Source organism: Paenibacillus sp. O199 (genome assembly GCF_001636635.1).
Lineage (GTDB): Bacteria > Bacillota > Bacilli > Paenibacillales > Paenibacillaceae > Paenibacillus > Paenibacillus marchantiae.
Map to the genome: position 1 here is coordinate 109,175 of NZ_LGRP01000003.1, position 22,801 is coordinate 131,975.

Here is a 22,801-nt window from a genome sequence, read left to right on the forward strand (position 1 = left end):
ATGGAGGTTATCAAAATGGAGCTTATGAAAGCAGATGTAACCGTCGTAGGTGGAGGTATTGCAGGGATATGCGCTGCCATTGCGGCTGCACGCCAAGGTCTGCAGGTTTCACTTATTAATGATCGGCCGGTGCTTGGGGGAAATGCGAGCAGCGAGGTCAGAGTTCATATCAACGGGTCGGCATATCTTGGAAATAGTCCATCCTATTATGCCCGCGAGGGCGGGTTGGTAGAAGAACTCAAGCTGAAGATCTTTCATTATAATCCGTTATACAACAAGAAGCTTATGCTTTCGCTTTCGGATACGGTCTTGCTCGACATGGTTTATGATGAGCCTAACATTTCTCTGTTTCTGAATACATGTGTACATGAAACGGGCATGGAGAACGGCAGAATTCAATGGGTGGAGGGTCTTCAATTAGCTTCCGAAAGAAAATTTCGTTTTGAAAGCCCAACCTATATTGATTGCTCCGGTGATGGAATAGTTGGATACCAAGCAGGTGCTGACTTCCGATGGGGAAGAGAAGCGAAGCATGAATACAAGGAGGAGCTCGCTCCAGAAGTGGCGGATCATTACACGATGGGCGATACGATTCTGTTTCAAGCCCGTGACGTAAACTATGCCGTTCCTTACAAAAGGCCTGGCTTTGCGTATGATATCACGAAGCTGGAGTTTTTCGATAGTATCAGAAAAGGATTAAACCATCGGTCTTTTCCAAGGAAAATCAACGGGCTTGGCGGATTGTGGTGGCTGGAATACGGCGGTCATATGGATATTATCAAGAATAATGAAGACATCGCATTGGAACTGCGGAAATTGGTGTACGGGATATGGGATTATATCAAAAATAGCGGTGAGTTTGATGATGTAGACAATCTCATCTTGGATTATGTATGCCCGATTCCGGGAAAGCGGGAGTCAAGACGGTTTATCGGGGAGCACATGCTGTCTCAGAACGATCTTACAGCAAAGACTCACTTCGAAGATGCTGTATCCGTCGGAGGCTGGTATATGGATCTGCATGCGAATAAAGGCATTTACGATGAAGGGCCGGCTACAGCTTGGAATTTTGTGCCGGGGTTGTATAATATCCCTTTCCGCAGCTTATTTTCACGTAATATTCCCAATCTCATGTTCGCTGGCCGCAATATAAGCGCTACCCATGTGGCTTTCGGGTCTACAAGGGTGATGGCAACCTGTGGTTGTATGGGGCAGGCGGTAGGAACGGCTGCTGCGTTATGCGTAAAATATGATACAGACCCCGCGGACATCGTCAAAGCGCATATGGATGAGCTTCAGACGCAGCTGCTTCGAGACGGGCAAACGATTGTAGGGTTTCAAGAGCAGTTGGATCCTTATTTTGCTGACGGCTTAACGATTCGTGCCTCGTCTCAGCGAAGCTATGAACATCTTCATCCAACTGAAGAGATCTCCTTGGAGAAAGCGTTATGTTTGGTCTTGCCAATTCAGACATCCGTAGCTGAAAGTGTGCAGATCAAAATTAAAAATAGATCCGAGCATTCGGAAATGTTGCAAGTGAAGCTATTTGGCGGGGAGCGGAAGGAAAACTATATTCCCGCCAGCGAGTTGAAAAAATATCCCTTGCTTATTTCAGCGGGTTACGATGAATGGATCACGCTGGAACTGGGCTGCGAGAAACCGGCTGATGACAAGGTCTACATCGTATTGGAAGGTTCAGAGAGCCTTTCGATACACACGAATGAAGAGAAAATGACTGGAGTGGTGAGCTTCTTTTATAAACCGGAAGAGCCGTCCAGGCTGAAGAAGCTTAATAAGAGCATTTGCTTCAAGGATCTGAAACCATCCCAGGATATGTATAATCCCGCGAATGTCGTCAATGGTTTCTCCAGACCTTATGGTCTGCCAAACGGTTGGATTTCGGAACGTACAGAAGGACAGGAATGGTTGGAATTTGGTTTTGCAGGCCCCAAAAATCTGGATGAAATCCATCTTGTCTTCAATTCGCAGCTGAATTTGGAGCATTTCGACGATCCAATCGAGCCACTGATCCAGGATTATGATGTGACCTTAACGTTAGAGGACGGAACAAAGAGTGAAATTAAAGTCCGCGGAAATTATCTTTCGTTGAATAAACATCAGGTGCATGCAAAAGGTGTAACCCAAATCCGGTTTGATTTCTGTGCAACGTATGGTTCGCCTTATTATGAAGTATTTGCTGTCAAATTTTTTGCTCCTAAAAACGCTAAGTGAGGGCGGGTGAAGTCACGATGAAGGAATTTTTCCCTCGAAGAGGGCTGCCTAATGTCATTCAAAAGTTGGAAAATGGGGAAACAGTAACAATTGTCTATTTTGGCGGCAGTAATACACGTTCTAAAGGATACAGGGTCATGACGGCGGATTGGCTGCGAGGGCAATATCCGCATGCAGATATCCGCTCTGTGAACGCAGGCATTGATGGGACAGGATCGGACCTCGGCTGCGCCCGTTTGGAGACAGATGTACTGCGTCATCAGCCTGATCTAGTGTTTGTTGAATTTGTTGGTAACGATGGCGGAGTTCCCGAATCCAAGGCGCGGATCGAAGGCATCGTCCGACAGATTCACAAGCACAGCCGGTTTACCGATATTCTGTTTGTGTATACGGTTAAGGAACGGGATTTGACCTCATTTCAATCGGGCCAATACCAGAAGGGCGCTCGTATGCAAGAGGAAGTCGCTGACTATTACGGCATTCCTTCGATTCATCTGGGCGTAGCAGTCAGTCAATTGGTTTTGGAAGGAAAGCTCATTTTCACCTTAAGAGCAGACGTATCTATTCCCGGAGCCGTTATTTTTACGCATGATTCGATCCATCCAACGATTCCCGAAGGACATCAGATTTACACGGATACAATCACCCGGTCGTTTGAGAAAATCAGAGAGCTTCGAGATCACGTAGGAAAAGTCGAACATCACTTGCCGCAGGATCCATTGGTCCCGGCCAATCCTTGGGAGTATGCAACCATGCTGCCACTGGATAGTCTTACTCATTTTTCCGCGGGGTGGTCTTACATGACCCCTGATGATTTTCCTTTAGTGCGCGAGTATGAATGGTTGTTCCCCGGTCTATGGCGAGCAGTCGATCCCGGAGAGACGATCACAGTGGAGTTTGAGGGAACCCACATCGGATTATTCGATATTGGGGGGCCGGATTCCGGCAGATTGAAGGTGACGGTGGATGAGGGTGAACCCTTCCTTATCGATCGATTCACTTCATATAACGATCATAATCGAAATCAATATGTTTACTTACCGGAGCTACCGAATGGGAAACATACGGTTCGCTTCGAAATCGATCACAAGAAGACAGACAAAGCGGCCGTGTTTGAGGCAAGTGGCAATGAAAGAGGTATGGAACATGTTCGACAACATCCGGCTTGGTATGATCATACGGTCATTCAGCTTGGGAAGTTGCTATTGGTGCAGCCGCCATTATAATTGATTGGTCTACTTGGAAGACCTATATTCTATCTGACTGCAATGAGCGCTCAATTAGGATGTAGGTTTCTTTTTTTTACTTAAAATCGTATAAGAAATTCTTAAAATGAAAGAAATTTCACGGTGATGTGACATGCTAAGATAGAAACGACAGAGCGGGATTAGCCAGAAGGCTAAGGTTAATTCCTTTTTTACGATCATTTGAGCAAAGGGTAATCTTTTTTTGGAAGCGTTATCATTAATAGGAGAGGCTGTGAGTTGTATGGTCAAAAGGAAGCTTTTTTTCTTCATCGTTTTCATGTTGACGATAGTAGTTCCTTCCAGCCTGATCGGAATAAGGGCCGCTTATGCGGAGACCTTACCTTATCAGACCATTATCATCGATGACGGGAGCATTAAGATTAATGATGTTGTGACACCTGATGCGGGTAACGAGAACAATGGATATTCGGCTCCAAATTGGACCACAAGCACAGGGGTGAAGGGGTATGATCTTTCCAGCACCCAATATACGAGTACAGCAGGCAGAACGATAACATGGAACCCACGCTTGGAAGCAGGAACGGCGAAAATATCTTTCTATAAGCTGGATTGGGCGGATAAGGCTGATAGCAATGTGAAAATCGAAATTATTCATAATGGAACGACGGATGTAGTCTTTATGGATCTAAGACCCTCATCTGGCGCTCCAGCTGGTTGGGTTGATTTGGGAGAGTACTATTTTTCCGGAGTTGGTGAAGAATTCGTTAAATTGACCCGGTCTGCGGGCACCACGAACACGATCCTTACGCGTGCGGATGCGGTCAAGTTCGAAGGGAATATAAAGCAGAAAGAACCACATAAGACGATCATCATTGATGATGGAAGCCTCACAATTGATAATGTCGTCACTGTTGATTCAGGCAATGTCAATAACGGGTTCTCCGCTCCTTATTGGACCACAAGCGCAGGAGTAAAGGGATACAATAATTCCAGTTCCAAATATACGGATGCTGTAGGTAGAACTATCACATGGAATCCGCGCTTGGAAGCAGGGACGGCGAAAATATCGTTCTATAAGCTGGATTGGGCGGATAAAGCAGATAGTAATGTGAAGATTGAGATTGTTCATAACGGGATTACGGATGTTAAGTTTATGGATCTTAGACCTTCGTCAGGTCCATCGGTTGGATGGGTGGATCTGGGGGAGTATGAGTTTAGTGGTGATGATAGCGAATTTGTCAGGCTGACTCGAACGCAACCTACGACGGGTACGATTATTACTCGGGCCGATGCAGTCAAGTTCGAAGGAAATATCCGGCAGCAAGCACCACCCTTGCCCCCGCTGCGGAGCCGCACATTAGCGAATCTCAGTTATACGGAAAAAGGCAGCATCGAAAATGCTAACTATAAGGCGACCTTCTATGAGGCAGCATGGGATGGGGGTAAATCCATCGTTCGTGACATGTTCTATAAGAACACGGACACGGGAAACTGGACGCCAATCAATAACGTATCGGAAAGACTTGAGGAGCAATGGGTTTTATTAGATGGGAATGCGGGCAGCCGAACCAATTACTACGATACGATGAACAAACGCTGGATTACATTCGATGGGGTCCATTTTCCCGATAACCACACGGCGGTGTTAACCGATTCTACGCATGGCAGTGATTACGATTTTGAAGTGAACTGGTCCATGGCAGGGGAAAAACCAGATGTTTCTTTCGCCTTTACGCCTCGTCGCGACGGCAATTATGTGATTGGATATCAGTCCTTCACAACAGAGGCAGTCTCGGGCATCAATGAAGTGTTAAATGGATTCAGGTCACATGCCAAAATGGTAGGTACAGTGGAATCAACAAGCTTGAGAGAGCTGAGCGCTCCGATGAGCCTGGTTGAGAAAAATGATGGTTCGGGAAATCCATTAACGTATGGTGTATTTGTACCTTCGGCAGAGCTTCCGGTTGAATTTGAACCGACGGGAGGCGTTACGAAACAACGGCTTGGCATGAGCCTGGTCAACAACGAAGGCAGCGTGCAGCCAATCTTGTATGCGCCTCAATTAGGAACTTATTCGCAAATGACCGCAGAGAGCACTTATCAATTTCATATGGGGCTAATCGCTCAAAAAAGCAATCTGTATGAATCCTACGCGGATATTCTTCGCAATGAGTACGGTTATTCAGCATACCGCGAAAATGTGTCAGATCAGTCGCTTACTGACGCGATGTTCAATATGATCGATTTACTTAAGATTGAGCCGCAAGGGGACGACTCTGTTAATTATGTCCCGTCACCCAGCGGGTGGTGGAGCCGTGCCAAGGGATTTATTGATATCGAAAACGAGGATAGCGTCCGAACAAGCTCGAATGCGGTTCTTTTGGGGGCTTACTATTTGACTGGGGATGACCAGCTTTACGATACGAGAGCACTGCCGTCCGTCCAGTATGGCGTATCGCGAAATGGTATCGGTTGGTCGCCGACGCAGAAGAAAGTATACGGTGTGCCTTCCTTATGGAAAATGGCTACTCTGCCGTTCGATGTTTCAAGCGTAGCCGCCGTCAATCAGATGATGGGCACTTCGGCAGGAATTGGGGCGCTGGCACAGGAAGAGTACCTCATGCGAGACCCGGACCAGAAAGACCGGGGGCCTGTCATTCAACCCCTGATGATGTATCGTATGACAGGAGAGGCGCAGTATTTGCAGGCTGCCAAGGATGCAGCCGATAGTTATATCTTGCAATATATCGATACGCCTGCAACCGTAGATGTGAGTAAAAATGAGTTCATTTATTATTATAGCAAGCTGTGGATGGAGATCTTGGAGCTTTATGAGGAAACTCAGGATCCCAAATACTTGAATGCCGCTTATAAGGAAGCCAAACGGTATGCAACCATGTTCGTTGCTCGTCCAGTTCCTGAAGGTAACGTTACGATTCCTCAGCCTGAGACGTATAATTACGCAGAGTCGTTCCATTGGCCGGAAAGTGGTAAATTTCAATATCCTAGGCTCAAGCTTCCAGAAGATATAGCCGGAGGCGTTCAGGCGGATCGTTGGCTTGTTTCACCGAGCGGATTGACGTTTGAAGCAGGAAGTACAACCGGCTATTATCGGATGAACGCTCAGGAAGCTCCATTCATGCTGAGATTGTCGCTCTATACAGGGGATAAACTGCTGCAGGATATTGCTCATAATGCGGTTATTGGCAGATATTCCAGTTATCCAGGTTATTACTATAAAGGCTTCGCCGTTAGCCAACTTGAACCGGACTTTCCTCTGGAAGGCCCCAGCGGGGCTACATCCATCTATTACCACCATATTCCGGGGCAGCTTGGGCAAACGATGGATTATTTGATCAGCGAACAATCATTAAAATCGAATGGAAGCATTACATTTCCTTCCGTATTTGAAACGAATTTTTTATGGTTCAAATATCACCTCTATGGGAATAAACCAGGTCAATTTTATGGTAATTCCGACGTTTGGCTTTGGATGCCCAAGGGGATTATTAAGACCAACCATCCTCAATTGAATTGGATAACGGGTGAGAGCGGTGATAAATTCTACATCGGGCTAAGCAATGCATCGTCAGAAGAAGTTCAGACTCCGATCGAATTGAATGAACAAATCATTGGATTCAACCCGACACAGGATTATACCGTAACGATCATCCGCGACAATGGTACACCAGAGCAAGCAGTTATGAGTGGCGGAATCATTCAAGCCACGGTTTCAGGCAAGGGCATCACCGCGATCATTGTAGAAGGACTTAACATTGATGTGCCGCTGCATCAGGTTAGAACGGCTGAACTATCGGATGCAAGCTATTTCTTTGATACCCACAGTCCAATTGATGCTGTTAAAGGCATGCTGATGGTTAAGCCCGACGAAACGGTCTATGATGCTTATGTGCAGGCCAAAACGACGAAACCCGCGACCATTCATTATTCCTTGGATGGAGGGGCCACGTACACGACCATCCCAGATACGATATACCCAATGGAATGGTCGATACGGGTGAATGATTTATCCCAAACTTTCACGTATTACGTGGAATCGGAGGGGAAACAGACCCGTAAGCGGACACTCTATCTGCCTGATGAGGTAACGGAAACTCCAGTCCAACCCGATGGGCAGGAGAGTTCATCTATCATTGTGGATAATACGGAGGCGGAGACAGAAGGCGTCTGGATAAGGGATACGACGGCTGACAACTATTACTATGATAACTATGTGTATGCCAAATCTACGGCCGGCAACGCGACAAGCAAAATGAGATGGCGGCCTGAGCTGCCGGAAAGTGTCACTTACAGTGTGTATTACAAGATTCCGCAAATCACCGCTGCGAGTGAAAATTGGGCAACGAATGCTTCTTTTACTGTTTATTATAGCGGGGGCTCCGAGACGGTTACTGTTGATGAGACAGCGGCGAATGGTACTTGGGTGCACCTAGGGGATTATCCTTTTGCTGCAGGCGATAGTGGGTACGTGGAACTAACCAATAAAGCCAACAAGTCCAGGGTCATTGCCGATGCGATCATGTGGGTGGACCCGAACAGGGTACCGCAATTGGAGTCTGCTGTGATCCTGTCTGATCGGAACGAGCTGCAGATGACTCAAACCGCACAGCTGAGCGTAACCGGCTATTTGGATAACGGTTTGATCGGTGATTTAACACAGGCCGATGTGCAGTATTTCGTTGATCGTACGGATCTGGCCGAAGTGGATAGCAGTGGGGTGTTGACCCTTCTTAATCTCGATGGGGACACGGATCACATTGAGGTATGGGCTACTGTCACGATTGACGGAGTGACCTTAACCACACCACCTTTGAACATCACGATCAAGGACCTAACGGTTATCGTCGATAGTACAAATACAACTGGGTTATACACGACAGAAGGCTCTTGGAGTCAAAGTAATTTAGCCGGATACAAAATTGGGGTTAAGTCCCGTTACTCTACAGTTCAAGGATCATCCGCAACGTGGAAAGGCCAGTTTCCAGAGGGGAAATATACAGTCGCGATCTACAAGCTCGTCCATACGACGGGAAATGATAATAATGTCAAAGTGGAAGTGAAGCATAAGACGGGTACCGAGGTCACCTATATCGATGCAACGATCGGCTCATCGGGTTGGGTTAATCTAGGAACGTTCGACTTTACGGGTGACGGTAGCGAGTATGTCCGGTTAACCAGGGTTACTCCTACAACCGTAGACCCGCCAACGCTTCCTGCCGATATGATCTATACGAGAGTTGACGCAGTTATGTTCGAACGGCATTCTGATGGTTCAGAGCTGCTTGCAAATGAGGAGCCAGGTGAACCGATACTTTCTGAATAATAGCGGTGTTGCGACAGGCTTACATGATGCAGTTAGTTGTACTTGTGAGTTATTGAGGTGATGCTATACAAATTATTGTGAAATTACCCTAAAAGCTGAGTGGATGAGAACAATCCATTCGGCTTTTTTGGTCGGGGGACAAGAACATGTTCCCATTGAAGGCGCTCCTTTTTGCAAATGCTTTAAAAAGACACGATTAGTAATTTAATATATTATCTAATAACAAGTAGACGTAAATTAATACAGGTTTGCCATGGGTCATCAACTTGACGTTGAGCAGTGTTGGACAAGAGCGGAGAGGCGTTTAATGGGGCTGGTCAGGAAATCATGAAAGAAGGAATGCCTGCAAAATGGTGCAGGGAATGTCGGATACGAGAAGAAAGGCTCTGATATGCTTAGATCAACGAGGGAGGGAAAGATCATGAATGCACTAGCACGATTGAATGAGGGCTTGAGCTACATTGAGGAGAATCTAACGGATTCTGTGGATATGAAAGAGGTAGCACGAATCGCCTGCTGCTCGGAATACCATTTTACACGTATGTTTTCCTTTCTAAGCGGCATTACTTTGTCAGAGTATATCCGACGTCGGCGCTTGACGCTGGCAGCTCTGGAACTAAGCCGGAATGACAGTAAAGTCATTGATGTTGCCCTCAAATATGGATATACTTCTCCGGATTCCTTCGCTAGAGCTTTTCAGAGCATGCATGGGGTTACGCCCTCGGAAGCGAAAAATCATGGTCCATCACTCAAGGCCTTCCCTCGAATGACATTCCAATTGACCATTCAAGGAGGAAGCGAAATGAACTACCGTATTGAAGACAAAGAGGCCTTTCGGGTTGTGGGTATCAGTAAAAGGGTGCCGATCGTGTTCAACGGGGTAAACCCGGACATTGCTGCGATGTATCAACGTCTTACGCCGGAATTAATTGAGACGATTAAGAGGATATCCAATGTTCAGCCGCTTGGGCTAATTAGTGCTTCGGCTCATTTTAGTGAGGAACGGATGGAGGAAAAGGGGGAACTAGATTATTATATCGGTGCAGCTACGACCCAAAAGGCTCCTGAGGGTTTGGCACAACTGGAAGTGCCTTCCTCGACATGGGCAGTGTTTACTGTCGTTGGTCCTTTTCCCGGTACGCTTCAGGATATCTGGGGAAGAATCTATTCCGAGTGGTTTCCTTCTTCAGATTATGAGCTGAGCGAAGGACCGGAAATCCTGTGGAATGAGCATAAGGATGTTACTTCTTTGCAATACAGAAGCGAGATATGGATACCAATACGGAAGAGATAAAGCTGTTTATCTTCATAAGTGTGGGGTGGCACAATAGATTTAAATCGCGGATAAAGAAGAGTCCCATCCTCAATTTGTATTCCTATGTAGTGAGCAAGCGAGAATTATTGAATTTTTGAGTTGCAAATGTCGGTTATATGTGAAACACCAAAAGATCTCTTCATTATTGAAGAGATCTTTTGGTGTACAACAACTGTTTAATGAGAATCAGATTACATTACATAATGATTGCAGATGAGTGCGTGAATCCATTTGCAAGGTACTGTTATGGTGTTTAATGTCCACCTGTATCGGAAGCCCAGACAGGATACCAGCCCAAGGCCGGATTTTCATTGTTGTACAGTACCAGATTGCCGTCATTTTGCATGATCAGCACATTACCTCTAAGATTGGCTGGCACATTGTCTGCTCCATAATATGTCTTAGACCATGCTAGGTTATCTGACGTCCAATAAGGTGTGTTTTGCGGATCTGATATAACCAACTTCCCGCTGAAATAATTAATCTGGAGTTTATGTATTCTTGTGTCCTTGGTTTTGCTGTTCCATATCATCTTGCGTGCCTTGACGTCCCAGATCTGCGCATCACCATAATTATCAAATTGAAACGAAAACCTGATATTGTTTGACACTAATCCCCCACCGGCGACGTTATACATCGTGTCATAAATCAGACGATCCCCACTGGCGGCGGAAGTCACAGGGGAAAATGAAATCAAAAACAAGAGCATGGCAATACATGATAAAAAGACTTTTTTCATAGAACATCCTCTTTTCCTGATATGTTTTAAGTGACTTATCAAATATATCATATATTTTTCTTTTATGGATAAAAATTGAATAAAATTCGCCTGCCAAGAGACTGTCATACGCAAACGGCCTGTTCTCTGAATGAGGAGATCGCGATTCATTAACTTTAGCAGAGCTTCTGGCGACGGGCTATTAGGCTTCATGGTCGAGTACCCAACAGACTTACAAGACTGAGGAGAACGATAGCAAGCACCTTACTCCATGTTTCATGCCAGCTTGGATCGTTGGTGATAGATGGAGGATTCTGCCAATTTTTATGAAATATCGGGTTAGGTCAAGTGTAGGAAATTAGGGGGTTGGTGTGTTAAACATTGTTATTTACAAATCTTATTTTATACATTATAGTTATTATGGATAATTAATATCTTTAATGTGCTCAGAGAGGTAATTTCGGTGGTTAGAATAATATATGAACTAAAAAGCCTATAGAAAATCTCCTAAGCAGAACTTGTTGATCCCTTAGTTCAACAGGCAAGACTGGGATCTACCTCGACGTCAGCTGGAAAAAAACAAAATATTTTTACAAATACGATTATACAAGGAGTATAAAAATGAATCCAAAACTACAAAGAAAAATTGAGCACTTGGAGAATATTGAGAGGTTCCCAGCAGAGGAGTTATTTAAGTTTATACAGCTTAATAAAGAGGATGAACTATTAGATCTTGGAGCTGGTACAGGTTATATAAGCTTTTCTTTTGCTAAATATGTGAAAAAGGTAGTTGCGTTTGATTACGATATTGATATTTTACAGTATCTAGAGCTAAAAGCTAAGGAAAAAGGGATAACCAATATTGAGACCACCGCTGCAAACTTTAAAGAAATGCCATTAGAGAACGATAGATTCGAAAAAGCTGTTGCTTCAATCTCGTTACACGAGGTTCAACCTCTTTCATTGGTGTTGGATGAAATCCACAGAGTTTTAAAAGACAAAGGGATCTTTTTGTGCATTGAATTAGAGAAGACGGAGATGACTAATGCTCCAAGGGTTTCATCGAAGGAGATGGAGGAAGAAATCGTTAAGGCAGGTTTTACAGTTATTGATACGATTCATCCACCAACACAAGTTGCTAACCAACCCGTCTATATCATTATTGCACAGAAGAAGGGTTACTAGTGAATCTGCTTTCAATTATAGTTCCCATAAGGGACGGCGAAGCCGTCCTTTTTGCTACATAATATTAAGTTCTTATTCTGAGACAAGACAAGAAACTTGGTTGTATCCGGAAATAACAGAGGAGTTGAAAGCTTATCGAATTGATCATACAGGGTGTAATTGTAGATTCTTCTCTCATAATCGGAAACTTTTACGAATGTCTTTTATTCTTTAAATGAAGATCTTAATTCAATGGCGCCCAAAATGGTAGTATATCATCGTTAGGGTCGCTACTCTTGGCGAAATTTACCCAATACGTAAAGCCGAAAATACCGAGTCGGTAATTAATCGTTACGAATACAACTCCCTTTTTTGCCATGTTTTCGCCGTTGTACAAGTCCATGGAACCTGATCCGTTTTTAAATGTCCCTCCATGGATGTACACCAATACAGGCAGCTTCTTCTGATCTGATTTAGCACCTAACCATACATTTAAATATAAGCTGTCTTCACTTATTTTTTCATTATGTTGGTTCATCGATTGGTGTGCTGGTCCAGTGGATTAAGAATAACCAACGCGAATCCCCCGAAGATATGGCCGAAATAGTCATGCATCAACTATTGTCCAACTACAACAGATTAATTTGAAGTTCGGAATAAATGTAGTGGGGCCTTCTTTAACCTGTAATTAATTCTTAATCTATCTTAAGATAGCTGTATATGCAGTTTGAATTTGATCAAGATTTGCATATTGATCAAATTTGGCGATGTATTAAAGATGAGGAGGACGATGTAGAATGGAATTCAAGTTTGGGGACGCTGCTATTCTTCTACCCCCTTTACACATTACAATTATCGCAATAATTATTATTTTCTTTTTAATAAGGTGGAGCAAGCAATTAGAAACAAGACGTTTTACGGTTTTCTTTTACTTTTTAATTAGTACTTTCATTACTTCCATTTATTCTCGTGCTACAACAGAAGGTGTCTTTCAGTTATGGATTCCCTTAGGATTTATAGCGGTTTTCTTTTACTTGTTTCGCAGCGAAAGAAATCATCCTTCTAAGATGAAAGCGAGTATTTTAGGGCTTTCTATAGCAATGTACCAGTTAATTCTTCAATATTTAGGATAGATTTTAATATTTATTGAACATAGTTCCAATACACGGTATAAAAATGCGATGAAGCCGGTGGCGTGAGATGGAGATTTGAACTAGTTGTTCGACTCGACCATGGCTCCCTTACTTTTCATTATCGAGCGGTTAAAGTAGAATGCATATAGGTTGGACGAAAATACGAAAATGATCACATTAAACGAAGTAAAAGAGAGGTTTGTACTTATGACAATGACGTTTAGGAAACTAAGTGAGCTATCGATGGAGGAAAATGTACGTATTTGGAATCTAGGATTCGAGGGCTATTTTATACAGATGGTCATGACGATTGATGCTTTGATGACCAGGGTTGTTAACGAAGGACTTTCCTTGGAGAATTCACTCGCTATTTATGTGGATGGTGAACCTGCAGGGTTTGTCATGAATGGATTTCGTGACGTAGATGGAAAGAAAGTGGCATGGAACGGTGGGACAGGTATTGCGCCTGCATTTAGAGGGCAGGGCATTGGCAGAGCGCTCATGTTAAGAAATCTAGAGTTGTACCGAGAACAAGGCGTGGAACTTGCGTTACTTGAAGCGCTCACGCAGAATGAGAGTGCGATCAAGCTATATCAGTATGTGGGGTATGAAATTACGGATCGATTAATGATTTTACAACATACGGGTACAATAGATCCCCAATTATTGAAGCGATCTGTTGAGCATCCCTTTTCTATCACCAAAGGATTGCCCCGTGATGTATATGCGCTAGACTTCTATCGAGGTTTATCCGCTTGGCAGACACAATGGCCTAGCATGAAGGAGGGTGAATCTATAATCATTAGACAAGATAGCGAGCCTGTATGCTATGCGTTGTATAAGCGAACATTTGATCATGAGGGTAAAATGGTAACCATTTCGCTCTATCAATGTGAGGTCCTTCCAGGGCGGGAAGATGCAGAGGAGATTTATAAGCTTGCACTCAGTGAACTGTTCGCCCCGTTAGACTATGTTTGCAGACGAGGGACATCTAACCTGCGTAAATCCAATCAACCTCTGAACGATCTATTGTTAAAATTAGGTTTCACAACGAATGTTGAGCAAGTGCTCATGATGCGAAATATGGATCTTAACTAAGATAAAAGAGAAACAGATAGATAATAGTAATGTTGACTTACAAATTTTTTTAGCATTCGTTGAATACATGATACAAGAAATAAAGCAACACACATCATTAAGCAAACGGGACACGATAGAGCAAAAAAACAAGAAGACAGCCGATCACGATCGGCTGTCTTCTTGTTTAACTAACCGACAGGACAGTTCATTGGCAATAGCGTCACTATAGTGCTACAATATGCACAGATTTCCGAGAATATTTGCAAAATAGTATCGCAGGTCGCTGCCTAAGATTAGAGATAAGAAGGCTGAAGAAGACCGTAACAGGAAGGAACTATAGGCTGTTTGTAGCCTTTTAACTAATGGACTGATGCGAAAAACCGTTAAATAGTGCAGTTTAATCATTGAAATGATTGAGATTTACTACATTTTTACATGTAGTATGAAGTTGATTCAGGATGGAATTATTCATTCCGGAATCCCAGAAGTGCATAACTTCTCGTGCTTATGTTTTCTTAATTACATTCCAAGGAAGAGGTGTTGTTTATGAAAAAGTTAATGGATTTTAGAAAGAAAATGTCGGCTGTGTTAATGGCAAGTGGCCTGATATGCGCGATGCTGTTGCCCATTCAAGCGTCGGCGGCAGACATTGCTTTTAACGAACCTTTAAACGGCGTGAATCCTAATTTGTTCTATACCTCAGATGGATGGGCTAATGGTCCAGATTTCGGAGTGGGCTGGAAGGCGGTTAATCAGGAATTCGTGAATGGAATTATGGCTCTGCGACTTGACAATACTGGGTGTCCCGCAAGTTGCTCGGGGAAAAATTATGCTTCCGCTGAATATTCGACCCATGTGAAGTATGGCTATGGCCGGGTTGAAGCACGTTTAAAAGCGGCTTCAGGAGTCGGTCTCGTCACAAGCCTCTTCACGTATTCCGGGCAAGGAACAGGCACATCCAATGACGAAATCGACATTGAAATTTTGGGCAAAGACACGACGAAGATGGAAACTAATTATTTTACGAATGGCGTAGGCCAGCATAGCACGATCATCAATCTGGGGTTTGATGCCTCGCTCGATTTTCATAATTATGCGTTCGAATGGTCGCCATCATCCATTAAGTGGTATGTAGACGGTAAACTGGTACACACGGAGACTGGATCACGTGGAACACTTCCGACCAGTCCTGGCTATATTATGGTTAATCTGTGGTCGGGCTCGGGACCGGCTGAAATATGGACAGGAAAATTCAATTACCCAGGTATGCCGGTACGGGCCTATTTTGATTGGATCAAATTTAAACCGGCCAACTGACGTTCGAAAGATGGAATTTATAACGAAACTTACAAATAAGGTGAAATAATCTGAATATAACTCTGAACGATATGGCAGAAGTTGAAGTCCTGAAGAATTAGCAGCGATAAGGTGTATCTGAAAGGCACTACAGAGTTTACTTTTAAAAAGCTGTCCCGGGTCAGTAATGGCTCTTGGGATAGCTTTTTTATTTACAACAATGGAATATAGGTGATAGAGTTTTTTACAAGATATGTATTTGGTAGCGCTTACAAGAAAAGTTGTGGGGGGAGTTATGAATGCCATCTATCATAAGGGAAGAAGTGGTTCCGAAGGAAAAGGTAAAAATGAATAAGAATTATCCAGTTTATATCGGCGACACGATTGGTGTGACTATCCATTATCAAAAGCTTCATTGGCATAATGTTCTGGAGATTAATTATATCAAATCCGGCACGGGCTACTACATCATCAACGGTCAAAAATTTGATTTCCAGCAGGGAGATGTGCTGCTCATCAATTCGAATGATCTTCACTGCGCTTACGAAACGAAGGATCTTGTCATGACTGTCATTACGTTCGATTCGACCTGGTTTATTCATAATCTCCGATTCGATCCGGAGCTATTCAGCCCGTTCCGCGACATAGACAAACATTACACGAATCTAATCCACCGTGATCATCCGGCCATGGACAGACTGCGGTCACTTCTTCTTGAACTCCAATTGGAGCATGAGAGGGAGCAGCGTTCCTACGCTACGGTTGTATATTCGCTTATACTCCAGTTTCTGACTATAGTAAATCGGGAGTGTCGAATAGAGGGGATTTGCGGTAGTCAACACCTCATCAGTGAGAGACAGTATGAGAAAATACGTCAGGTGATTATGGTTATGGAACAAAACTTCGCCCATCCATGGACGCTGGAGGAGCTGGCCTCTCTTGTCTATCTCAGTCCTTCAAGGTTCAGCGAAATATTCAAACGCGCGGTCGGCATGCCTCCGATGCTGTACCTGATCCATATTCGACTGGAGCAAGCTGTCACAATGCTGGAGGGAGGCCATATGAAGGTAATGGATATTGCTCTGGAATGTGGCTTCCGCACGCTGACCAACTTTAATCGGCTGTTTAAAAAGCACATCGGCATGACGCCAAAGACTTCACAAAAGCAAAATCCCTAGAAATCAGTAATATAGTGCTATATTTTACTGGTTTTAGCAGAGAAATGAACTGGTGCAGGAGATACAATGAAGTGGCAAGCATCTCATAATTATGTTAATAAATCTAACACTAAATTAAAAAAGGGGAGATGCCTATGCCGCAAGTGGAGATGAGCAGCAAAACGAAGCCGCTTGTTAAGAAAAGTCACCTGCACCGCTTTCTGAAGCAATGGGATATTCAACTTATGGTGCTTCCGGCCATGATGTTTATCCTGGTCTTCAGCTACATTCCCATGTACGGAGTGCTGATGGCGTTTCAGGACTACAGTTTATTCAAAGGGTTTCTGAACAGTCCCTGGGTAGGTTTCAAACATTTTGAGGCGTTTTTCGGGACGCCGGAGTTTTGGACCATTATGCGGAATACTCTCGTCATTGGCATGCTTAAACTGTGCATCGGGTTTCCTGCCCCCATCCTTCTCGCGGTGATGCTCAATGAAGTAGGGAAACATTCTTTCAAAAGAATTGTTCAAACGATCAGTTATTTGCCTCACTTTTTGTCGTGGGTCATCGTATCGGGCTTTGTGATCTCCATCTTGTCTACGGACAACGGCAGCCTAAACATACTGCTGCAGAAGCTGAGTCTTATCGATGAGCCGATTAACTTTCTGTCGGAGCCAAAGTACTTTTGGAGTATTTTGACCGTAACGAATGTGTGGAAGGAGATTGGTTTCTCCTCCATTGTGTATCTGGCGGCAATTGCGGGCATCAATCCCCAGCTGTATGAAGCGGCTTCGATTGATGGTGCGAGCCGTCTGAAGCAGATTTTTTCCATCACTATTCCGTCTATTATGCCAATTATCGTTGTGTTCTCGATTCTGGCAATCGGTAATTTCCTAAATGCAGGATTTGAGGACATATTGCTGCTGGGAGGCAATCCGGTTTTGCGAGATGTCAGCGACGTGCTGGACACCTATGTATATCGAATTGGCATTCAGAACAGCAGATACTCCTACGCAACGGCGGCAGGGCTGTTTAAGGCCATCATCAGCGTTGTGTTATTGTCCGGAGCCAACTATTGGGCTCGTCGATCGGGGAACAGCCTTTGGTAGGAGAGAAGGGGGAGAGATACACATGAGGCTGTCGAATGGGGATCGATGGTTTGTTGGCATAATTTACGTCTCATTGGCTTTGTTTACATTTATTGCGTTATATCCGTTCTGGAACGCTGCCGCCATTTCATTTAACTCCGGGACAGATACGATGCAGGGCGGCATTACATTCTGGCCGCGTGAATTCACGCTTGAAAATTATCATGTGGTGTTTAAGGATGAGCGACTGATTGACGGTTTCATCATCTCGGTGCTCCGAACGTTGCTGGGTACACTGCTCTCCATTGTGGCAACAGCCATATTAGCTTATGGCATTTCTAAACGCGAATTGATGGGTCGCAACTTTTATATGGTAACTTGTATCATAACGATGTACTTCAGCGGCGGACTTATACCCAACTACTTGCTCATTCGGGAGCTGGGTCTGATGAACTCTTTTTGGGTTATGGTCATACCAGGCATTATCAGCGTGTGGAATATGATCATATTCCGGACGTTCTTTAAGGGTATCCCGCCCGGGCTTGAGGAGTCCGCCCGTATCGACGGTTCCTCGAACTGGGGGGTATTCATCCGAATCGTACTTCCTTTATCGGGACCGGTCATTGCTACGCTGTCGCTGTTTACGGCAGTGTATCACTGGAATGATTGGTTTGCGCCAAGTATCTACATATCTAACACGGATCTTCTACCCATTCAAACTAAGCTTCAGCAGATACTTAATGCCAATATCATGATGGAACAGATGCAGAACATGGATGCTGCTGCACAGGGCCGGATGAGCGCGATGAAAACCGTAACTACCAAATCGTTGTCCATGTCGACGATGATGGTGGCAACCATTCCGATCCTCTGCGTCTATCCATTCGTACAGAAATATTTTGTGAAGGGTGTATTAATCGGTTCTTTGAAGGAGTAATTCAAGCAAATCCCGGACAAGGCTTTAAGCGTCCGCTTTGACCATAGATGAATCGCGAAGGGAGCACTCATAATGAAAAAAGGGGAAAAGAACCTTCTCTCTGGCTTGTCACTCACACTTATCATTGTCATGGCTTTAATGGGATGTTCGGGTTCAGGAGGTAATACTGCAAGCCAAGAGAAGAATTACCCAGTCTCGGGGGATACCTTTGTACTGGGAGAGAAACCGCTGGAATTCTCATTCTACGGCCATTATGACTGGTACACAATGCCGGATTGGGGTAAAGATGCTTCGACGAAGTGGATCAAAGAGAATAAAAAGATCGACGTAGTGCCGATCAGCTCCGGTGGCGTCGCCAAGAACAAGCTCAGTACCATGATCGTGGCCGGTGAACTGCCGGATGTTATATGGATGGATCGTGGAGCGGATGTCGAAAAGCTCCGTTCTGAGGGGATGTTGGTCCCGTTCGATGATTATCTGAATAAATACCCCAATCTGAAAAAGTGGGCTGGGGAGTCTACGCTCGAATTGCTTCGCTCACCTGACGGTAAGCTATATCAGTTCCCTAACTGGTATACCACGCAGCCAAACGGCAACGCAGGATATCTCGTCAATAAGAAGATTTACGAGGAACTCGGCTCGCCGAGCCTGGAAACACCAGAGGATCTGTACGTCTATTTGAAGCAAGTGAAGTCAAAGTATCCAGATGTTGTTCCGCTGGAGGTTGGTCAAACTGCTGCAGGAGTGGACATCATGGTATCTGCGTTTGCAGAAAATCGCCCACATACATTCAACAGTATGATCGCCGTTCCACAAGGGGATCAACTCGTATCGCTGTTCACGGATCCTGTCTATCGTGAGCTGCTGCAGTATATGAGCCGTCTGTACCGTGAAAAACTTGTCACTCAGGATGCCTTCACACAGAAGCTGGAGCAGGTCGAGCAGAAGGTTATCAACGGCAAAGTAGCCATTTATGTGGCGTCCAGTCCCACCGAGTTTGGCTCCAAGGGCAACAATCTGCTTAAAGCGCAAGACCCGGATGCTGGTTACATCATGGTATGGCCTGTACACAAAGCGGAGTTGGATCGCAACAAGATTTTCCCGGGTGATTATAAACAGCTAGGCTGGAATGTCAGCGTCATTACGAAATCGGCCAAAGATCCAGAGGCCATCTTCGCCTTCTTGGATTGGTTCACAGGTCCTGATGGCCAACGTACGATTATGTGGGGGCCAGAAGGATTATATTGGGATGGAACGGACGAGGAGGATATGCCGTTGTTCACCGACAAATTCACAAGCGATGCTAAAGGTCGTGATGAGTTGATGAACGCAACCGTCAACTTTCAGTGGAACGGTAACACAGTCTATGTGGACAATTCTAAGATGAAATTCGAGTCTAAACTTCCGCCAGAGAAGCGAAACTTTGAAACGTATTGGCAATCGGAGATTACGTGGAAGACGCAGATGAACACTACGGAGTTCGCCAATCTGGATCCTGCAAGCGATTCGGAAGAAGGCATTATTGCGCAGCGGGTGTTTGAGATCTATGAGCAAGTTAGAGCTAAAGCGATAAGCTCCACGACCTCGGATCAGGAAGTGCTTTCGCTTCTGGATAAGGCTGAGGCGGATGCGCAAAAATCCGGTTATGACAAGTTGTTGAAGTACAAAACAGCGAGATGGCAGGAGAATAAGGCGAAAATGGCAGCTGCGAAATAAAAGTCATGGTTGGAAGCAGCCCTTTCGTTAAGATTTTTGCGGGAAGCTTTAGCTTTCGCCCGAGAGTCTTGGCTGGCGGCTTCATTAGCCGAGAAACATAGGAGAGATCATACTTGAACTATTACTTGGGAGTAGATGGTGGAGGTAGTAAGACATTGGCCGTCGTGGCGGACGAAACGGGACGAATATTAGGCAGGGGAATCAGCGGCTGTGGCAATCATCAGCTTGGTGCTGCCATTGCAGAGAGCAGTATAATCCAGGCCGTTGATGAGGCGTATGCACAGGCGAGGCTTGGCAAAGAGAATATCACTTACGCTACATTCGGGCTTGCGGGAGCCGATCGTGAGGCGGATTTCCGCATCTTACGTCCAATAATAGGTGCAATGGGTTTAAAGAAACATCGTATCGTATGCGATACTGTCATTGCAATGAGAGCCGGCACAAGGCAGACGGATGGGGTTGTCCTTATATGCGGAAGCGGGACGAATGGATATGGTGTTAACGTTGCAGGCGAGGAGGTTCAGATCGGCGGATTCGGTTATGAATTCGGCGATTTCGGCGGAGGCGGTGATCTGGCCGTCGAGGTGTTTCGGACAGTCATTCGTTCATGGGAAGGTAGGGAGCAGCCTACTACATTGACCTCGCTTACGTTGAATGCGCTTACCTTCGAGACCGTGGAAGAGATGTACCACCGTTTTTTGGACGATGGAAGAAGGGCACCACATACGCTGGCGAAACTGCTGTTTCAGGCTGCGCCTGGGGATGAAGTCGCAAGAAAAATATTGGAAAGGCAAGGTTTGGAGCTGGGGAAAGTCGCCAGTGCAGTTATTCATAAACTAGGTATGGGCAATGATTCCTTTGATGTTGTATTGGCCGGGAGCGTGCTAACTCGTGGAGAAGGAGATTATGTGGTTCGGCATATCGAGTCTCAGGTTACTACAGCAGCACCGAAGTGCAGGTTGCGTATCTTGGACCTTGAGCCAGCAGCGGGTGCCATCCTGCTCGCAATGGATGAGAACGGAGTGAAACCAGATTCCATTGTATATGACCAATTGCACCAAGGACTTGCCGTAAAGGAGAGGAATGTGAAATGGGCCCTGGATTAAAGGTTGCTGTTATTGGGGGAGGCTCTTCCTATACCCCTGAGCTGATCGAAGGTTTCATCCGTCATTATGAGAGCTTTCCTGTTAAGCATATCGTGCTAGTGGATATTCCGGAAGGCCTTCATAAACTCACCATTGTTGGCGGGCTGGCGAAGCGAATGGTTGAACGAAGCGGACTGCCGATTAATATTACTTTAACTTTGGACCGCAAGGAAGGACTTAGGGATGCCCATTATGTATCTACACAGATGCGGGTAGGATTGCTGGAGGCTAGAGCATGGGACGAAACGATCCCGTTGAAATATGGAATGCTCGGGCAGGAGACGACCGGAGCCGGCGGAATGATGAAGGCTCTTCGTACCATACCTGTACTCTTGGATATATGCAAGGATATGGAGTTATTATGTCCTGACGCCTGGCTACTTAATTTCACGAATCCGTCCGGAATGGTAACGGAAGCCATCATGAAGCATTCCAGCATCCGCTCCATTGGTTTATGCAATTCCCCGATCGCCGCCTACAAGTGGCTGTCTGCGCTCTACCAGGTGCCTGAGGAACGCATCTATTGCGAGTTTGTCGGGTTAAATCATCTGCACTGGATCAGCCGGATCGAGATTGATGGAGAGTCCAAGATGGAGGAGATGTTGGACGCAGGGGGAAGCTACTCGGCCAGTAACGTGCCACAGCTTGCTTGGAACGCTACGCTGATTCGGGCGATTGGCGCTATTCCGTCCTATTATCTGAAATATTATTACCTTCACCGTGAGATGTTGGCGGAGCAGCAGGCTGCCGCAGCCATAGGCGAGACGAGGGCTGAGATGGTCAAGCGCCTTGAGGATGAACTATTTGAGATTTACAAGCGGCCAGAGCTAGTGGAGAAACCGAAGCAGCTGGAGCAGCGTGGAGGTGCCTATTATTCCGAGGCGGCTGTCAATCTGATGAAGGCGATTCATACGGATAGCGGAGAGGTTCTAACGCTAAACGTCATGAACGGCGATACCCTGGACTTTTTGCCACAGGATGTCAGTATCGAAGTGAATTGCCTGGTAACGAAGAAAGGAGCTGTTCCGGTACCTATTACACGAATACCGGATGCCGCAGTTGGCCTGATTCAAGCGGTGAAGACCTATGAGAGTCTGGCCATCGAAGCGGCAGTCTCGGGAAGCAGGGAGAAGGCACTGCTCGCCCTTAGCTCTCATCCGCTAACCGATTCCGTGTGTATATCAGAAGAGATGCTGAATGAAATGCTGGAGCAGAACCGTAAATATTTGCCGCAGTTCTTCCATGGGAGGTAAGGATTCTAAATAAAA

General features: G+C 45.2%; 17 protein-coding genes. 15 read left to right on the forward strand and 2 right to left on the reverse strand.

From position 1 onward, the window contains the following. From A6049_RS05720 to A6049_RS05735, 4 genes are all read left to right on the forward strand, one after another. On the forward strand, positions 1-2,232 hold the full coding sequence (locus A6049_RS05720; RefSeq protein WP_063563711.1) for an FAD-dependent oxidoreductase: 2,232 nt from the start codon (positions 1-3) through the stop codon (positions 2,230-2,232). 17 nt (positions 2,233-2,249) lie between these two features. Beyond that, positions 2,250-3,458, forward strand: a complete 1,209-nt coding sequence (locus A6049_RS05725; protein WP_063563712.1) for an SGNH/GDSL hydrolase family protein — start codon at positions 2,250-2,252, stop codon at positions 3,456-3,458. Between the two features lie 262 nt (positions 3,459-3,720). Then, the gene (locus A6049_RS05730) at positions 3,721-8,784 is read left to right on the forward strand and encodes a golvesin C-terminal-like domain-containing protein (RefSeq protein ID WP_063563713.1); all 5,064 of its coding nucleotides are present in this window, start codon (positions 3,721-3,723) and stop codon (positions 8,782-8,784) included. A 421-nt stretch (positions 8,785-9,205) separates the two neighbouring features. Beyond that, positions 9,206-10,078, forward strand: a complete 873-nt coding sequence (locus A6049_RS05735; RefSeq protein WP_063563714.1) for an AraC family transcriptional regulator — start codon at positions 9,206-9,208, stop codon at positions 10,076-10,078. 274 nt (positions 10,079-10,352) lie between these two features. Here the strand turns inward: A6049_RS05735 and A6049_RS05740 are convergent, their stop codons facing one another. Next, on the reverse strand, positions 10,353-10,838 hold the full coding sequence (locus A6049_RS05740) for a hypothetical protein (RefSeq protein WP_063563715.1): 486 nt from the start codon (positions 10,836-10,838) through the stop codon (positions 10,353-10,355). Positions 10,839-11,438: 600 nt separating this feature from the next. Between A6049_RS05740 and A6049_RS05745 the strand changes: the two genes are divergently transcribed. Then, complete coding sequence (locus A6049_RS05745) at positions 11,439-12,002, forward strand: class I SAM-dependent methyltransferase (protein WP_063563716.1); 564 nt, start codon at positions 11,439-11,441, stop codon at positions 12,000-12,002. 223 nt (positions 12,003-12,225) lie between these two features. Here the strand turns inward: A6049_RS05745 and A6049_RS05750 are convergent, their stop codons facing one another. Further along, entirely contained in the window at positions 12,226-12,519 is a 294-nt protein-coding gene (locus tag A6049_RS05750; RefSeq protein WP_063563717.1) for a carboxylesterase family protein, read from the reverse strand. Positions 12,520-12,527: 8 nt separating this feature from the next. Between A6049_RS05750 and A6049_RS34540 the strand changes: the two genes are divergently transcribed. From A6049_RS34540 to A6049_RS05795, 10 genes are all read left to right on the forward strand, one after another. Then, positions 12,528-12,629 (forward strand): hypothetical protein, encoded by a 102-nt coding sequence (locus A6049_RS34540; RefSeq protein WP_161490553.1) that lies wholly within the window; start codon positions 12,528-12,530, stop codon positions 12,627-12,629. Positions 12,630-12,778: 149 nt separating this feature from the next. Beyond that, positions 12,779-13,114, forward strand: coding sequence for a hypothetical protein (locus tag A6049_RS05755; protein WP_063563718.1), 336 nt, complete (start codon positions 12,779-12,781; stop codon positions 13,112-13,114). Positions 13,115-13,321: 207 nt separating this feature from the next. Further along, positions 13,322-14,212, forward strand: a complete 891-nt coding sequence (locus tag A6049_RS05760) for a GNAT family N-acetyltransferase (protein ID WP_063563962.1) — start codon at positions 13,322-13,324, stop codon at positions 14,210-14,212. A gap of 528 nt (positions 14,213-14,740) precedes the next feature. Beyond that, positions 14,741-15,511 carry a beta-glucanase gene (gene bglS / locus A6049_RS05765; protein ID WP_063563719.1) on the forward strand — a complete coding sequence of 257 codons (771 nt, stop codon included), beginning with the start codon at positions 14,741-14,743 and terminating at the stop codon, positions 15,509-15,511. Between the two features lie 278 nt (positions 15,512-15,789). Next, entirely contained in the window at positions 15,790-16,668 is an 879-nt protein-coding gene (locus A6049_RS05770; RefSeq protein WP_063563720.1) for an AraC family transcriptional regulator, read from the forward strand. A gap of 134 nt (positions 16,669-16,802) precedes the next feature. Next, complete coding sequence (locus A6049_RS05775) at positions 16,803-17,756, forward strand: ABC transporter permease (protein ID WP_063563721.1); 954 nt, start codon at positions 16,803-16,805, stop codon at positions 17,754-17,756. A gap of 22 nt (positions 17,757-17,778) precedes the next feature. Then, positions 17,779-18,672 carry a carbohydrate ABC transporter permease gene (locus tag A6049_RS05780; RefSeq protein WP_063563722.1) on the forward strand — a complete coding sequence of 298 codons (894 nt, stop codon included), beginning with the start codon at positions 17,779-17,781 and terminating at the stop codon, positions 18,670-18,672. A gap of 72 nt (positions 18,673-18,744) precedes the next feature. Then, on the forward strand, positions 18,745-20,388 hold the full coding sequence (locus A6049_RS05785) for an extracellular solute-binding protein (protein WP_063563723.1): 1,644 nt from the start codon (positions 18,745-18,747) through the stop codon (positions 20,386-20,388). A gap of 113 nt (positions 20,389-20,501) precedes the next feature. Continuing rightward, the gene (locus A6049_RS05790) at positions 20,502-21,494 is read left to right on the forward strand and encodes an N-acetylglucosamine kinase (protein WP_063563724.1); all 993 of its coding nucleotides are present in this window, start codon (positions 20,502-20,504) and stop codon (positions 21,492-21,494) included. Continuing rightward, on the forward strand, positions 21,479-22,786 hold the full coding sequence (locus A6049_RS05795; RefSeq protein WP_063563725.1) for a 6-phospho-beta-glucosidase: 1,308 nt from the start codon (positions 21,479-21,481) through the stop codon (positions 22,784-22,786). The genes A6049_RS05790 and A6049_RS05795 overlap by 16 nt, the downstream gene beginning before the upstream one ends. The last annotated feature ends 15 nt before the right edge of the window (positions 22,787-22,801 follow it).